This is a genomic window from Agromyces sp. NPDC056965, assembly GCF_042673425.1.
Classification (GTDB): domain Bacteria; phylum Actinomycetota; class Actinomycetes; order Actinomycetales; family Microbacteriaceae; genus Agromyces.
On the sequence record NZ_JBHURI010000004.1, the window covers coordinates 32,725 to 46,627 of the forward strand.

Here is a 13,903-nt window from a genome sequence, read left to right on the forward strand (position 1 = left end):
GGATGCCGCGGCATCCGCTCAGTGGAGCAGCCGCGTGAATCGGAAGAACGCGAATCCTTCGATCGGCAGCAGCTCGATACCCGAGAACCCCGCCTCACGGGCGTACCGCTCGAGGGTCGATTGGCGCATCACGGTTCCCGTGCCGACGGACCCGGGCGTGGACAGCCCATCGGGCAGGCACATGAAGATGCTGTACCCGTACATGATGCGCTCGACGTCGTCGCCGTCGGGTGCGAACAGGTCGGCCACCGCCTCGTCCATGATCACGACCTCGCCGTCGCGCTTCACGGCCCGCCTGATCGAAGTCAGCACCTCCACCGGGAACGGCATGTCGTGCAACGCCTCGAACACGAACGCCGCGTCGAAGACCGCCTCCTGCGGCATCCCCTCGCCCGCGAGGTGGTGGAACCGCACCCGGTCACCGACCTGCGCCTCATCGGCGTGTCCGCGTGCCGCGACGACCGATTCGGCGTCGACGTCGAAACCCTCCACCCGCGCGGACGGGTACGCCCGTGCCATGGCGATCGACGACCATCCGTGTCCCATTCCGATGTCCGCGATGCGCGCGCCGGGCCGCGAGAGCACGTCGTGCAGCGACGGAACGCTCGCGAGCGCGTCGCCGAGCCGGTGCAGGAACCACGGCCGGTTGATATCGCCCTGCGCCCATCGCGCCTCGTCGCCGAGCTGCGCCCACGAGACGCCCCCACCCGACCGGTACGCCTCGAGCAACGGCCCGAGTTGCGCGCCGACCGCGGCGATGAAGCGTCCGAGGGGTGCGACGTGGTCGAGCGAGTCGGGGTTCACGAGGGCATCGGCATGCGCCGGCGGCAGGGCGAATCGGCGAGCGGATGCCTCGGACCCGGCGTCGTCGACGGTGAGGATGCCGGAGACCGCCTGCTGCTCGAGCCACTCGCGGGTGTAGCGCTCGTGGGTTCCCGTTCGCTCGGCGAGTTCGGATGGGTCGAGCGGCCCTCCGTCGGCGAGCGCACGGTACCAGCCGAGCCGATCGCCGAGATGGATGCTGAGCAGTTCGAACGCTCCGAGCATGTCGCCGAAGATGCGCTCGGCGAAGGCCGTCGTCGCGTCGCCGTCTCCGGGCCCGGGCGTCGTGTCGGGCTGTTCCGTCGTCGCGTCGCCGTCTCCGGGCCCGGACGTCGTGTCGGGCTGTTCCGTCGCCATCGACGGCTCCTTCCTTCCGGCCCGGCGCGATCGCGTCAGGCGCCGATGAGGAGTCTCGTGGAGTGTTCGAGGTGCTCCCGCACGGCCTCGCCGCCGCGGGTCGGGAGCTCGTCGAGCAGAGCGCGGTGCTCCTCGATGAGGCTCTCGAGGGTGTAGTGCGGTCGCACGTGCAGGAGGAACAGCAGCAGCTCGCTGCCGAGCGCCGAGTGCGCCTCGATGATGCGAGGGCTCGCCGACGCCGCCACGATCGCCCGGTGGAAGTCGGCATGGATGCGCTCGGCCTCGAGCCAGTCGTCATCATCTTCATCGTCGGTGGCGGAGGCATCTCGCGCGAGCGAGTCGAGCCTCGCGAGCGCGTCTCGCGCCGGCGCCAGCACGGGATCGGGCCACACCTCGCCGTAACGCTCTCCCACGATGCGCACGGCCTCGACCTCGAGCGCCGCGCGCAGCTGCTGCAACGCGATCACCTGGGCACGGTCGAAGCTCGTCACCCGCACCCCGCGGTACGCCTCGGCGACGGCGAGCCGCTCGGCGACGAGCCGCTGGAACGCCGCGCGCACGGTGTGCCGCGAGACGCCGTACTGCTCGGAGGCGGCCTCTTCACGCAGCGGAGTGTCGGGCGGCAGCACCCCGCTCAGGATGTCGGCGCGAACGAGCGCGGCGACGCGGTCGACAGAGGTTCCGGTCGAAGCCGGGAGGCCCGGATCGTGTGCTGGCGTCGGCATCGTGGCATCCGCTCGCTCTGGTTCGTTTCGACTCGCGGCGCGATCAGTCGAGCTTCGAGCGCACGATGAGCCACACCCCGATGCCGACGACGGCCACGACGCCGACGGCGGCGACGACCGCCGCCACCGGCTGCTCGTCGGCGAAGCGGCGCAGCCTGCGCTTGGCTCGCTCGGTGCGGATGCCGACCTGCTTGGGCACATTGAGCTTGTCTTCGAGGGCGTTCAGCGTCTCGGCGAACTCGGCACGGGCCTGCTGCGACGCCTGCTTCGCCTGCAGGCGGGTGAGGTTGCGTTCGCGAGTTGCGGCGTCGCGCTTCGAGGGACGAGGGCCGGAGGCGTCAGTAGCGGCGGTCATAGTCACCCGTTCCCTTCAGGGCGTCGAGATCGGCCTTCAGGCTCTCGACCGACTCGAGGGGCTCCGAACCCCGCTTGAAGTTGACGTAGGCGATCCACAGCAGCACCGCGATGATCAGGAGCAGCACTCCCGACACCGTGAGCGCGGCGGCCCACGCGGGCATCACGAGCGCGAGGGCGAAGATCGCGGTGGTAATGAGCGTGAAGAGCAGGAACACGCCGACCACGGCGGCGCCCGCGACGAGCCCCGAGCCGATGCCGAAGTGCTTGACCTTGTAGGAGATCTCGGCCTTGATCTGGTCGATCTCGGCGCGAACGAGCGACGAGATCGTGTCGGGCAGGTCGCCGATCAGCGTGAAGAGGGAGCGGTCGTCGTTCGAGGGCGCGGTCATCGCGTGGTCACCTCCACGGTCATGAATCGGATGCGGCGGGCTTGGCCTTGCCCGTCGTGCTGCGCTTCGTCGGAGCGCGCTTCGCGGTGCTCTTCGCAGTGCCCTTCGCACCGGACGCTGCCGATGAAGCGACATCGGCGGCGTCGTCGATCGCGTCGTCGAGCGCCGAGGCGGCGCTGTCGACGGCGGACTTCGCTGCTGCGGCCGTCTTCGAGACGTTCTGCTTCGCGGTCTTCGCCGCGCTCGAGACGTCGCTCCTGGTGGCGCCGGCGCCGCGGGTCGCGTTGCCGATGAACGACTTCACGCCGTCGAGCACGGAGTCGGAGAGGTCGCCGACCTTGTCGGCTGCGAACCCCTTCACGGTGTCGACGCCCTGCTGCACGGCCGGCGTGTTCCACACGCCCTCGGCCGCCTTGCGGATCTGCTCGTAGCGCTCTCGACCGGCGCGCGTACCGAGTACGTAGCCGACTCCGAGCCCCACGACGAAGAGGATCTTGCCTTTCATGTGCACCCCATCTCCCCCTGTGGTTCACCACAGCGACTGTTCCAGCGTAGACCCCGGGGCAAGCGGCGCAAGGGGGTTGCGTCGAAATATTCCGTTTCGGCTATGCGTCGCCGTCGGGCTGCACGCGGCGGTGCCGGACCCGGCGCGCCGCCTCGAGGGCGTGCGGCACGACCGAGGCGAGACCGGTGCCCGCGACCCATGAGCCGGTCGCCTCGATGCCGGGTTCGGCGGCGAGCGCGTCCTCGAGCGCCTGCACGCGCTCGTGCTGGCCGATGGTCGCCTGCGAGAGGGCGTCGCGCCACACGGTGCGACCCGAGGCGCGCAGCATCCGCTCGTCGAGGGGAACGCCGAGGAGCAGCGCCGCGTCGGCGAGCGCGAGCTCGGCGACGTCGGCGTCCGAGCGCCCGTCGAGCGGGTTCGCAGCGCCGGCGCGACCGTAGGAGAGGCGCACGACGTGACGCCCGCCCGCCTGCTCGGCGAGCCACGACCACTTCGCGGTCGAGTGGGTGAGGGCCTTCGCCGTCACCCCGGGCGCGTCGGCCGCGACGAGCACGCCGGTGCCGCGCGGGGCGGCGTCGAGCTCCGGCGCATCGAGCACGAGGGTGACGAGTTCGACGGATGCTGCGGCTGGCCATGCCCCGCCGGCGGTGTCGCTCGTGCTGGTCCAGCCGTCGAGGGCGTCGTCGACGAGGGCGAGGGCCGCATGGCCGGAGGCGGCGAGCACGACGTCGGGAGCGGTCACGAGCAACCGGCCGGCCTCGGTCGTCGCGGTGACGAGCCATCCGGATGCTTCGGACGATGACGCGGCATCGCGCTCGCGGGTCTCGGCATCGCGTTCGAGCCCCGTGACCTCCGCGCCGCGCACCACCGTGACGCCGAAGTGGGCGAGCTCGCGCTCGAGGGCGTCGACGAGCCGGTGCATGCCGCCGCGGAGACCCCGCACGGCTCCCCCGGCCTTGCGCTCCTCGACGAGCTGGCCGACACCGCCCGAGAGCGAGCCGGTGCGGGTCATCGCCTCGTTGAGCCCGGGCGCGACGATGTCGAGGTCGAGGTCGACGGGGTCGGTCGAGTAGACCCCCGCGGAGATCGGCGTGACGAGCCGGTCGAGCACGGCCTGGCCCATGCGCTCCCGCACGAGTTCGCCGAGGCTGCGCGCGCGGCCGATGCGGAGGATCGGCTTCACGCGATCGAGGTAGGCGCGGGTCGCACCGCTCCAGCCGATGATGCGCCGCACGTCGTCGCCGAGCGGGTTCGCCGGGATGCCGAGGATTCCCGTCTTCGGCAGCGGGGCGGCGTCGAGGCCCTGCTTGCCGGGCATCACGAGCCAGGCGCCGGCGGGATTCGGGTTCTCGATGTCGGAGTCGAGCCCGAGCGAGCCGAGCAGTTCGGCGACGGCGCCGCCGCGGGTCGCGAACGACTCGGCACCGCTGTCGAGGCTGAGTCCGTCGAGCTCGATGCGACCGACGCATCCGCCGAGGTCGTCGCGACGCTCGAGCACGGTGACCTGCAGGCCGACCTTCGCGCACTCGAGTGCTGCGACGAGGCCGGCGACGCCGCCGCCGACCACGACGACGTCGGCGGTCGCGCGTTCGACGACGGGCTCCGCGGCCTGGCCGGGCGCGGGCGACGAGTCGGGCCCGGGCGTCATCGCGTCGCTCATGCCGAGGCCTCGTGCACGAGCTCGGCGACGCGCGTCAGCACGGTCGGGTCGGTCTCGGGGGGCACGCCGTGACCGAGGTTGAAGACGTGGGCGGGGGCCGCCTGACCGCGGCGCAGCACGTCGCGCACGGCGGCCTCGAGCACGGGCCACGGGGCGGCGAGCAGGGCGGGGTCGAGGTTGCCCTGCAGCGGCACCCCCTCGCCCACGCGCTCGACGGCGACGTCGAGCGGGATGCGGTAGTCGACGCCGACCGTGTCGACGCCGATACCGTGCATCGCGCCGAGCAATTCGCCCGTGCCGACGCCGAAGTGCACGACGGGCACGCTGCGGGTGGTCGGGGCGGCAGCGCCGCCCGAGGCATCCGCCGTCTCGTAGGCGAGGTCGTGCACGTGGGCGAGGGCCGCCGCCGAGGCGGGGGCGACGTGCGTCTCGTAGTCGGCGAGCGAGATCGCGCCGGCCCACGAGTCGAAGAGCTGGGCGGCGGATGCCCCGGCGAGCACCTGCGTGCGCAGGAACCGGCCGGTGAGCTCCGCGGTCCAGTCCATGAGCGCGCGCCAGGCGCCGGGGTCGGCGTGCATGAGGGTGCGGGCGGCGAGGTGGTCCTTCGAGGGGCCGCCCTCGGCGAGGTAGGCCGCGAGGGTGAACGGCGCACCGGCGAAACCGATGAGCGGGGTCGGGGTGCCGGAGCCGTTGTCGGTCGTGTTCAGCTCGGCGACGGTGCGCGCGACCGCCTCGGTGATGGGGCCGGACGTCTCGTCGAGCCGTGCAGGGTCGATCGCCGTGAGCTCGGCGACGCCCGCGGCATCCGCGTAGCCCCTGCCGAAGACGGGGCCGCGACCCGCCTGGATCTCGACGTCGACGCCCACGAGCTTCAACGGCACGACGATGTCGCTGAAGAAGATGCCGGCGTCGACCTTGTGCCGGCGCACCGGCTGCAGCGTGATCTCGCTCGCCATCGCGGGGTCGAGGCACGCGTCGAGCATGCGCGTTCCGACGCGCAGGTCGCGGTACTCGGGCAGCGAACGGCCGGCCTGCCGCATGAACCAGACGGGCGCGGCGTCGGCGCGCTCTCCTCTATATGCGCGAACGAGGCGCGAGTCGGAGGTCAGGCCGGCGGAGAGCGGATGCTGCGGGGAGAGGATCACGCCTGACATTGTCGCGCATCGGGCTGAGTGAAGGGTCGCTGTCGGGCTGCGCTGCCGCTCAGCGGTCGGGGCCCGCCAGCTGCTCGAGCACGTGCGCCGCGAGCGCCACCTGGGCATCGAGCTGCGGGTGCAGGCCGTCGTCGAGGAGCGGCAGGGGGCCGGCGGCATCCGCCGGGTCGATGACGAGGTCATCGGGGTCGGCCGTCGCGTGCAGGATCGCGGCCGTTGCGCGCACGTCCGCACCGGTCCATGCGAGGCCGACGCCGCCGAGGTACGGGTGCGCGGCGATGCGCCGCTCGTCGATGGGCGTCGGGGCGATCCAGACCCATCGCGCGCCGGGGCCGCCCACGGCGCCGCGACGGATGAGCCGCAGGTTCCGGGTGGTCTCGGCGGCGCTCACGAGCCGATCGCCCTCCGCGCCGGGGAAGCGACGGGCGTCGTTGGCCCCGAGCATGCAGAAGACGACCTCGGCCTGCCGCCGCCGGAGTGCCGGCAGGTTGGCGAGGGCCTGCGTCGTCGTCGACCCCGAGATCGCGAGGTTCTCGAACTGCAGCCCGAGGTCGGGCCGTTCTGCGGCGAACAGCGCGGCGAGCAGCTCGAACCACGAGAGCCGGTCGGCGGTGGTGCTCTCGCCGATCGTGATGACACGGTCGCCGGTCGTGAACGGAGCGCGCCCGAGCGCCGACCGCACCGACGGCGTCGCCGCGAGGCGGCGCACGGCATCGGCGCGCTGGGCGTCGAGCGACTGCACCGCGGTCGCGTAGCTCGCGGGATCGGTGCCGAAGACGGCTGCGCGGGCGGCGTCGTCCATCGCCCACGCGTACGGGAGCGAGCGTTCGGGCCGCTCGAAGCGCACGAGCTTGTCGAGCATCGGGCCGCTCACGAGCGCGACCCCGCCGCGGTGCCGGAGGCGGCGCCTGCGGGGGCGGCGCCTGCTCGGCCGCGCCCCGGCCGCGGGGCATCCACTCGCCGGAGCGGCAGCAGGAAGGCGCAGAGCACGATCCACGCGAACGACGGGAAGCGCACGATCGGCAGCAGCACGGCGAGCTCGGGAATCGCGACGACGAGCGTCGCGACCATGGCGAGACCCGCCAGCACGAGCCCCGCCCATGCATGCCAGCGCGGCAGCAGGCCGGCCAGCAGCCCCGGCACGGCGAGCCCCGCGACGAGCAGACCGAGCGGCACGACGAACCCCGGGCCGCCGGCGAAGAAGGCGAGGTCGTGCAGCAGGCGCACGATGCCCGGCTCTTCGAGCAGCTCGGGTCGCGTGAGCGCCCAGCTGAAGCCGGCCGACAGCGCCATCGCCGCCGAGGCGAGGATGCCGCCGGCGAAGCCGATCGACACGCCGGGCGCACGCACGCCGAGCTGGGCGAGCCGCGTCGTGGCGGTTGCAGCGAAGATCGCGAGGGGCACGGATGCCGCGAACTGCAGCAGCGCGGTGATGAGCACCGAGAGCCCGTGGTCGCGGAAGTAGGCGACGATCGCGTCGCCATCGCCGAACGGCGAGGGGTAGGTCGCGCCGCCGGCGATCACGGCGGGCAGCACGATCGAGGCCATCGAGAGCGCCACGACGACGATCGCGAGGGGCGGCAGCGGCGGCCCGGCGGGCGTGCGCCGCGACCCCGCCGACGGCGCGGAGTGCTGGGACTCGGCCGCGGCGGTTCCGACCGCCGCATCATTCGTTCTGTTCATGTAATCATTCATAGCACAGAATGATTCAGCCGCAACTGGTAGAGTCGGCGACATGGAGACGAGCGCACACGAGGCACCCTTCCGGCCGCCCGCGGAGCGCGTCGGGTTCCTGCTCTCCCAGGTGGGCGCCTACGCCTCCGCGCGCTTCGCGGAGCGCCTCGCCGAGCTCGACGTGCAACCGAGCGACGTCGGGCTGCTGCGCATGATCGCGACCGAACCGGGCCTCAGCCAGCAGGCGCTCGCCGGCAAGCTCGGCGTGGTGCCGAGCCGCGTCGTCGCCCTCGTCGACGCCCTCGAGCGCAAGGAGCTCGTCACCCGAACCCGGAGCACCACCGATCGGCGCACGCACGAGCTGCACCTCGCCGATCGCGGACGAGACGTGATGACGCAGATGCGCCGCATCGGCCGCGAGCACGAGGACGACCTCGTCGCCGAGCTCAGCGACGAGGAGCGGCAGACGCTCGGCCGCCTGCTCGCGCGCATCGCGGCAGCCCACGACCTCGATCCCGGGGTGCACCCCGGCTACCGGGCGACGCGCGGCTGACTCCTCTGCGTCGCGACGTCGTCTCGAGTCGCCTCGATGGTGCAACGCGATGGTTGCGCTTCTTGCGCACTAGTGCAACTATTGTGTTGCACATCATCAGGCACGACAATCGAGGAGGACGCATGAACGGCACCACAGGATCACTCGACCGGATCGACCAGCAGATCGACATCGACGCCTCGGCGGAGCGCGTGTGGGAGCTCGTCTCCACCGCCGGTTGGTGGATCAACGACGACCGCATCGTCGAGCACCGCATCGAGCAGCAGGGCTCTCGCGTCGTCGTGCACGACGACAAGCACGGCGCGTTCACGCTCGCGGTCGAATCGCTGGATGCCCCGCGGTACGCCGCCTTCCGCTGGTTCAACACGGCCCCGGCTTCGACGGAACCCGACCCCGAGCACGACCCGCTCGTCTCGACGCTCGTCGAGTTCTGGGTCGAGGATCGGGCCGACGGCGGTGTCGTGCTGCGCGTCGCGGAGAGCGGCTTCGAGGGCCTCGACCGCAGCGCGGAGGAGCGCCGCCGCATGTTCGACGGCAACACCGAGGGTTGGGCGATCGAGCTCGGTTTCGCGCGCGACCACCTCGCGAACGAGCTCGCGGCGGGCCGATGACGATCGGCGTCGAGAGCCTCCCCGCCGCGTTCGCCGCCCTGGGCGACGACACGCGGTGGGAGCTCCTGCAGCGACTCGGCACCGCGCCCGCATCGGCGACGATGCTCGCGGCCGATCGACCGATCAGCCGGCAGGCCGTCGCCCGGCACCTCGAGGTGCTGCGCGAGGCCGGGCTCGTCGAGACCGAGATCCACGGCCGCGAGGTGCGCTACCGCGCGATCGGATCGCGCCTGAGCGCCCTCGCCCGCGACCTCGACACCCTCGCCCAGGGCTGGGAGCGCCGGCTGCGCACGATCAAGGCGGCCGCCGAGGGCTAGCACCGCTGCGACCGCCGCGGGCCGACCGCCCGCGGCGGCGCGCGGGCCCGCCCGCGGCGGCGCGGCGAGCCGGCCCGCCGATTCGTTCGGAAGCCTTACATTCCCGCGCCCATCAGCGCTAAGGTCGAGACGTTGTGCGCCCCCGAGCACGACGACGCGCGGGTCCCCGAGCCCGTGCGCCTCCGCATCCCACGGAGATTCACATGCCCCCACTGCGCCCGTCGCACCCGTCCTCCTGCGTGCCGTCCCGATCGCCGCGAGTCGCGCGATGAACGCGGCCGCACCGCATCGCACCGGCGTCACCTTCATGGTCGCCGCCGCGGCCGCGATCGTGATCGGCGCGCTCATCGCCGGCTCAGGTTTCCTCGAGCGCCTCATGCTGCGCCTGCCCGAAGTTCCCAGCAGCGGGGTCGTCACGCTCGCAGTCGCCTCGGTCCTCGTGCTGGCCGGCGTCATCTGGATGATCGTCCGCCTCGGCGAGCGCGCCCGCGCCCGCTCCCGTCGCCGCGCGCTCGAGGCCAGCGTCCGCGGCGAGGTGAGCTGCGGCATCCGTCGCCGTGAACTCGTCGCCCGGCTCAATGAGCTGACGGCCGACGACGGCGAGCAGATCGCCCTCGCCGCCCGCTACTCGATCGTGGCCGACGAACTCGGCATCGCGCTCTGGAACGGTGGTCGCCGCCCCCGGCGTGCCGCCCACTTCGCGTGGCGCGAGGTCCGCGGCATCCGCAGCGACTCGATCATCGCCGGCGAGACGGTGCTCTCGGTGCTCGTGCTGCGCGTGCGTCGCGGCGGAGTGAGCGTCGAACTGCCGATCGTGCTCGCTGCGGAGCGGCCGGGACGCTACGCGCTCTCCGACGCCCCCTTCTTCGCCGTCGTGCGCAGCTGGAAGGCCAAGCACCGCGAGGCGCTCGCAGCCGAGGGCCTCGAACTGCCGCCGCTCACCGCACCGATCCAGATCATCCCGCAGAACGCGGTGTTCGCCGGCCGCTGAGTCGCCCCGGGCCACCCCCGAGTTGCCCGCGGTGTCGCTCTGGGCGAACCCTGATTCGACGGCGAGTAGAATCCCTTCGTGCTCATCTGCCTCACCGCGAGTCACAAGAACGCCGGGTTCGACATGCTCGAACGCCTCTCAGTGACCGCGGACGCCGCCGGCCCCCGTCTCCGCGAGGGTCACCCCTCCGTGCAGGGCGCCGTCGTGGTCGCCACCTGCAACCGCTTCGAGGCGTACCTCGACCTCGACGCCGCAGAGGGTGACTCACCCGTGCCCGCGGTGCACGAGGCGATCCGCGCCGTCGGCGCCGTCGCGGGCCTCGAGCCCGAGGAGCTGCGCTCGACGTTCGGCTTCGTGCACGGCAACGCCGTCGCCGGCCACCTCTTCGCCGTCGCGTCGGGCCTCGAGTCGGTCGTCGTCGGCGAGGGCGAGATCGCGGGCCAGGTGCGTCGCTCGCTCGAACGCGCCCGCGGCGAGGGCACCACGACTCCCGACCTCGAACGACTCTTCCAGCGCGCCTCGCAGATCTCGCGCCGCGTGAAGAACGAGACGGGCATCGGCAACGAGGGCCGGTCGGTCGTGCGCCTCGCGCTCGAGCTCGCCGAGAGCCGCATCACCGACTGGGCCGCCACCCGCGTGCTGCTCGTCGGAACCGGTCGCTTCGCGGGGGCCTCCCTCGCAGCCCTGCGCGACCGCGGCGTCACCGACGTGCGCGTCTTCTCCCCCTCGGGTCGCGCGGCGAAGTTCGCGACGAACCACGGCATCGAGGCGGTCGGGCGTCGCGACGTCGCCGCAGCGGCCGCGACCTCCGACGTGATCGTCACGTGCACCACGGCCGAGCACCACGTCGTCGACCGCGCGCTGCTCGAAGCGGGCAGGGCGGGTTTCGAGGCATCCGTCGCCGACGTGTCGGTCGCCGGTTCGCCGGCTGCTGCGCCTGCCGCCGTTCGATCGCTCGGTCTCGTCGCCGAGCCCGTCGCAGCACCCGTCGAGCGCCAGCTCGTGATCGACCTGGGTCTCCCCCGCAACGTCGCCCCCGACGTCGTCGAGGTGCACGGCGTCGAACTGCTCGACCTCGAGACCATCCGCATCCACGCCCCGCTCGAGGAGTTCGGTGCGACGGATGCCGCGCGCGCGATCGTCGGCGGAGCGGCCCGGGCCTTCGGCGAGGCGCGCGAAGAGCAGGACCTCGCGCCGGCCGTCGTCGCCCTGCGGCGTCACGTCTTCGACCTGCTCGACGGCGAGATCGAACGCGCCCGCTCGCGCGGCGACGCCGACGGACGCACCGAAGAGGCCCTGCGCCACATGGCGGGCGTGCTGCTGCACACCCCCATGGTGCGCTCGCGCGAGCTCGCACGCGCCGGCGAGCAGCAGGCCTGGATCGACGGCATCGCGGCGATCTTCGGCGTCGCTCCCGAAGCGGATGCCGCGGCGGCCACGTCGGAGGCGCACGGTACGCTTCGTGACGATGCACGAGAACGCCACGCCTGACCCCGCGACCACGACTCCGCTCGATCGAGCTGCCGCCGCAGCCGCCGACGGGCCGCCGGCGCTGCGATTCCCCTACGACGCAACCGCACTGACCGAGACGCCGATCAGCACGGAGCGTCTCGTACTGCGGCCGCTCGAGGCATCGGACGCCCCCGACGTGTTCGAGTACCAACGCATCCCCGAAGTGCTCCGCTACATCCCGTGGCCCGAACGCGACCGCGGTGAGGGCTATGAGGCGACCGCGCGGCGCGCGGCCGCCCGCGTGCTGGCCGGCGACGGCGACTACTTCGTACTCGCCATGACGCTGCCCGACACCCCGTCCGTCGGCGACGACGACGGCCCGCGCGTGATCGGCGACATCATGGTGAGAGTCTCGAGCTTCGCCAACGCGCGACTCGAACTCGGCTGGATCGTGCATCCCGACTTCCAAGGCAGAGGCTACGCCTACGAAGCCGCCGCGGCGGTGCGGGACTTCGCGTTCGACCGGCTGGAGCCGCACCGTCTCGAGGCGTACCTCGACCCGCGCAACACGGCATCCGCCGCCCTGTGCGAACGTCTCGGCATGCGACACGAGGGAACCATGCTCGAAGAGGCGTACAACGACGAGTGGCAGGACTCCGCCGTGTACGGCATGCTCCGCCGTGATTGGGCGGCTTCTCTCACGTAGGGCTCCGCAGCACGCGGAGCTTCCCTCGCTCTCTCGCTCTCTCGCCCCGCGCTCTCGAGCAGCGCTCTCCACAGAGTTATCCACAATCTGTGGAACATACGTTCGAATGTCGGCGTTTCGCGAGACCATGGAACATGTCCGAAGCGCTCCCCGATTTCAGTGGTCTGACCGCCCTGATGTCGTCGTGCGCACCGTCGTCGAGCAGCTTCAGCGCGCTCGACGACCGTGCCCTCGTCGAAGCCGTCGAGGCGATCACGGCGCTCAGGCACGAGGTCGAGCGAGCACAGGCACTTGCGGCCGCCGAGGTCGTTCGCCGATCGAAGATCGCCTTCGGACTCCAGGGGCTCGCGCAGCGCGCGGGCCATGCGAACGCGGGCGAGTTGCTGCAGTCGATCACGCACTCGTCGAAGCGCGAGACCACGGCGCTGGTCGGGGTCGGGCAGATGGTCGCCGAGACCGAGGCTGCGGCGGTGTTCGAGACCGCGCGGCACGATGATCCCGAGCTCGCCGCACTCGTGGCGGCACCGGTCGCGCCGTGGTTCCGCGAGTTGAGCCATGCCGTCACGAGCGGTCGACTGACCGTTGGCGTCGCCGATGCGATCCGGTCAGGGCTCGGCGAACCCGGCGGCGATGCCGACGACGACGCACTGGCCTCGATGCTCGTGGGCGTCATCGCCGAGTGCGAGGGCCTGCATGCCGACGCCGCTCGGCGTCTCGCCCGGCAGGCTCGCGATCGCATCGATGCGGCCGGGGTGGCCGTTCGTGCCGAGCGGCAGCGCGAGCAGCAGTTCTGGCGCGTGTGGGTGAAGCCCGACGGCATGGTGCGCGGCGAGTTCGAGCTCGACGCCGAGAGCGGCATGCTCGTGAAGGCGGTGTTCGACCAGCTCACCCACCCTCGTCGCACCGCCGCCCGATGCGGCGCGGCTTCGGCGATCCCGTTCGCGGCGATACCGCCTTCGCCGATGCGCGGGCGGCTCGTGAGCGCGACGCGGCCGAGGGGCTCGTGCAGCTGCTCCGCGCCGGAGCGAGTGTCGACCCCACGCGCGTGCTCGACGACAGGAAGCCGTCGGTTCGGCTGATCGTGAACGCCGCCTCACTCGGCTCGGGCATTGGTTCGGGAGCCATCGAGGGGCATCCCGATCGCATCCCGCTCGTCGACATCCACACGGGGCTCTGCGAGGGCTACCTGCCGATGCTCTTCGATGACGACGGCGCCTGCCTCGACCTCGGCCGCGACGAGCGGCTCTTCACCGACCGGCAGAAGGTCGCGCTCGCGGTGCGCGACGGCGGCTGTCTCGATCCCGACTGCACGCGCCCGCCCTCCTGGACCGAGGCGCACCACATCGACCACTGGCAACGCGACGGCGGGCGCACCGATCTCGCCGACGGCATCCTGCTGTGCCGAAGAGACCATCTCAGGTACCACAACCAGGGATGGGAGGTCCGGCGCACCGGTGCGGACTACTGGCTCATCCCGCCGGCCGGCGTCGATCCAGCGCAGACGCCGAGAGCGATGCGGCCGAAGACGCCCGCCAGACATCCTCAATCCAGTCGATCCGGCGCGACTCGCCCCGGCACCTGTCGGAGCGGGGCCGGCCGAGTCTGAACGCGTCGCCTCCATCGCGGGGTA

17 protein-coding genes are annotated in these 13,903 nt (G+C 72.2%); 8 read left to right on the forward strand and 9 right to left on the reverse strand.

What is annotated here, in order from left to right; genetic code table 11:
- Positions 1 to 18 precede the first annotated feature (18 nt).
- The 9 genes from ACFTQE_RS01995 to ACFTQE_RS02035 all read right to left on the reverse strand — a co-directional run bounded on the left by ACFTQE_RS01995 (position 19) and on the right by ACFTQE_RS02035 (position 7,652).
- A complete protein-coding gene (locus tag ACFTQE_RS01995; protein WP_376923490.1) occupies positions 19 to 1,179 on the reverse strand; it encodes a class I SAM-dependent methyltransferase in 1,161 nt (386 codons plus the stop codon).
- Between the two features lie 35 nt (positions 1,180 to 1,214).
- Positions 1,215 to 1,904 (reverse strand): GntR family transcriptional regulator, encoded by a 690-nt coding sequence (locus tag ACFTQE_RS02000; RefSeq protein ID WP_376923491.1) that lies wholly within the window; start codon positions 1,902 to 1,904, stop codon positions 1,215 to 1,217.
- A 43-nt stretch (positions 1,905 to 1,947) separates the two neighbouring features.
- Positions 1,948 to 2,259, reverse strand: coding sequence for a DUF3618 domain-containing protein (locus tag ACFTQE_RS02005; protein ID WP_375836375.1), 312 nt, complete (start codon positions 2,257 to 2,259; stop codon positions 1,948 to 1,950).
- Complete coding sequence (locus ACFTQE_RS02010; RefSeq protein WP_056006637.1) at positions 2,243 to 2,650, reverse strand: phage holin family protein; 408 nt, start codon at positions 2,648 to 2,650, stop codon at positions 2,243 to 2,245. The genes ACFTQE_RS02005 and ACFTQE_RS02010 overlap by 17 nt, the downstream gene beginning before the upstream one ends.
- Positions 2,651 to 2,669: 19 nt before the next feature.
- Positions 2,670 to 3,155, reverse strand: coding sequence for a hypothetical protein (locus tag ACFTQE_RS02015; RefSeq protein WP_376923492.1), 486 nt, complete (start codon positions 3,153 to 3,155; stop codon positions 2,670 to 2,672).
- A 100-nt stretch (positions 3,156 to 3,255) separates the two neighbouring features.
- On the reverse strand, positions 3,256 to 4,815 hold the full coding sequence (gene hemG, locus ACFTQE_RS02020) for a protoporphyrinogen oxidase (protein WP_376923493.1): 1,560 nt from the start codon (positions 4,813 to 4,815) through the stop codon (positions 3,256 to 3,258).
- Positions 4,812 to 5,969 carry a uroporphyrinogen decarboxylase gene (hemE, locus tag ACFTQE_RS02025; protein ID WP_376923494.1) on the reverse strand — a complete coding sequence of 386 codons (1,158 nt, stop codon included), beginning with the start codon at positions 5,967 to 5,969 and terminating at the stop codon, positions 4,812 to 4,814. Before hemE ends, hemG begins: the two co-directional genes overlap by 4 nt.
- Positions 5,970 to 6,018: 49 nt before the next feature.
- Positions 6,019 to 6,843, reverse strand: coding sequence for a GDSL-type esterase/lipase family protein (locus tag ACFTQE_RS02030; RefSeq protein ID WP_376923495.1), 825 nt, complete (start codon positions 6,841 to 6,843; stop codon positions 6,019 to 6,021).
- Positions 6,840 to 7,652, reverse strand: a complete 813-nt coding sequence (locus ACFTQE_RS02035) for a hypothetical protein (RefSeq protein WP_376923496.1) — start codon at positions 7,650 to 7,652, stop codon at positions 6,840 to 6,842. The genes ACFTQE_RS02030 and ACFTQE_RS02035 overlap by 4 nt, the downstream gene beginning before the upstream one ends.
- A 52-nt stretch (positions 7,653 to 7,704) precedes the next feature.
- On the opposite strand from ACFTQE_RS02035, the gene ACFTQE_RS02040 reads away from it, so the two are divergent.
- The 8 genes from ACFTQE_RS02040 (at position 7,705) to ACFTQE_RS02075 (ending at position 13,879) form a co-directional block, all read left to right on the forward strand.
- The gene (locus ACFTQE_RS02040; protein ID WP_376923497.1) at positions 7,705 to 8,196 is read left to right on the forward strand and encodes a MarR family winged helix-turn-helix transcriptional regulator; all 492 of its coding nucleotides are present in this window, start codon (positions 7,705 to 7,707) and stop codon (positions 8,194 to 8,196) included.
- A 122-nt stretch (positions 8,197 to 8,318) separates the two neighbouring features.
- Positions 8,319 to 8,807, forward strand: coding sequence for an ATPase (locus ACFTQE_RS02045; RefSeq protein WP_376923498.1), 489 nt, complete (start codon positions 8,319 to 8,321; stop codon positions 8,805 to 8,807).
- Entirely contained in the window at positions 8,804 to 9,124 is a 321-nt protein-coding gene (locus ACFTQE_RS02050; RefSeq protein ID WP_376923499.1) for an ArsR/SmtB family transcription factor, read from the forward strand. The genes ACFTQE_RS02045 and ACFTQE_RS02050 overlap by 4 nt, the downstream gene beginning before the upstream one ends.
- Positions 9,125 to 9,392: 268 nt before the next feature.
- Complete coding sequence (locus ACFTQE_RS02055; RefSeq protein ID WP_376923500.1) at positions 9,393 to 10,115, forward strand: hypothetical protein; 723 nt, start codon at positions 9,393 to 9,395, stop codon at positions 10,113 to 10,115.
- Between the two features lie 78 nt (positions 10,116 to 10,193).
- Positions 10,194 to 11,606: a glutamyl-tRNA reductase gene (locus ACFTQE_RS02060; protein WP_376923501.1), complete on the forward strand. Its 1,413-nt coding sequence runs from the start codon at positions 10,194 to 10,196 to the stop codon at positions 11,604 to 11,606.
- Complete coding sequence (locus tag ACFTQE_RS02065; protein ID WP_376923502.1) at positions 11,584 to 12,273, forward strand: GNAT family N-acetyltransferase; 690 nt, start codon at positions 11,584 to 11,586, stop codon at positions 12,271 to 12,273. The genes ACFTQE_RS02060 and ACFTQE_RS02065 overlap by 23 nt, the downstream gene beginning before the upstream one ends.
- A gap of 134 nt (positions 12,274 to 12,407) precedes the next feature.
- Entirely contained in the window at positions 12,408 to 13,352 is a 945-nt protein-coding gene (locus ACFTQE_RS02070; protein WP_376923503.1) for a hypothetical protein, read from the forward strand.
- A gap of 2 nt (positions 13,353 to 13,354) precedes the next feature.
- Positions 13,355 to 13,879 (forward strand): HNH endonuclease signature motif containing protein, encoded by a 525-nt coding sequence (locus ACFTQE_RS02075; RefSeq protein ID WP_376923504.1) that lies wholly within the window; start codon positions 13,355 to 13,357, stop codon positions 13,877 to 13,879.
- Positions 13,880 to 13,903: the final 24 nt, after the last annotated feature.

Coding starts and splice junctions, on each gene's coding strand:
- hemE (WP_376923494.1), bottom strand. CDS start 5,969: ATGTCAGGCGTGATCCTCTCCCCGCAGCATCCGCTCTCCGCCGGCCTG.
- ACFTQE_RS02050 (WP_376923499.1), top strand. CDS start 8,804: ATGACGATCGGCGTCGAGAGCCTCCCCGCCGCGTTCGCCGCCCTGGGC.
- ACFTQE_RS02000 (WP_376923491.1), bottom strand. CDS start 1,904: ATGCCGACGCCAGCACACGATCCGGGCCTCCCGGCTTCGACCGGAACC.
- ACFTQE_RS02070 (WP_376923503.1), top strand. CDS start 12,408: ATGTCCGAAGCGCTCCCCGATTTCAGTGGTCTGACCGCCCTGATGTCG.
- ACFTQE_RS02005 (WP_375836375.1), bottom strand. CDS start 2,259: ATGACCGCCGCTACTGACGCCTCCGGCCCTCGTCCCTCGAAGCGCGAC.
- ACFTQE_RS02015 (WP_376923492.1), bottom strand. CDS start 3,155: ATGAAAGGCAAGATCCTCTTCGTCGTGGGGCTCGGAGTCGGCTACGTA.
- ACFTQE_RS02010 (WP_056006637.1), bottom strand. CDS start 2,650: ATGACCGCGCCCTCGAACGACGACCGCTCCCTCTTCACGCTGATCGGC.
- ACFTQE_RS02045 (WP_376923498.1), top strand. CDS start 8,319: ATGAACGGCACCACAGGATCACTCGACCGGATCGACCAGCAGATCGAC.
- ACFTQE_RS02065 (WP_376923502.1), top strand. CDS start 11,584: ATGCACGAGAACGCCACGCCTGACCCCGCGACCACGACTCCGCTCGAT.
- ACFTQE_RS02055 (WP_376923500.1), top strand. CDS start 9,393: ATGAACGCGGCCGCACCGCATCGCACCGGCGTCACCTTCATGGTCGCC.
- ACFTQE_RS02035 (WP_376923496.1), bottom strand. CDS start 7,652: ATGAACAGAACGAATGATGCGGCGGTCGGAACCGCCGCGGCCGAGTCC.
- hemG (WP_376923493.1), bottom strand. CDS start 4,815: ATGAGCGACGCGATGACGCCCGGGCCCGACTCGTCGCCCGCGCCCGGC.
- ACFTQE_RS01995 (WP_376923490.1), bottom strand. CDS start 1,179: ATGGCGACGGAACAGCCCGACACGACGTCCGGGCCCGGAGACGGCGAC.
- ACFTQE_RS02040 (WP_376923497.1), top strand. CDS start 7,705: ATGGAGACGAGCGCACACGAGGCACCCTTCCGGCCGCCCGCGGAGCGC.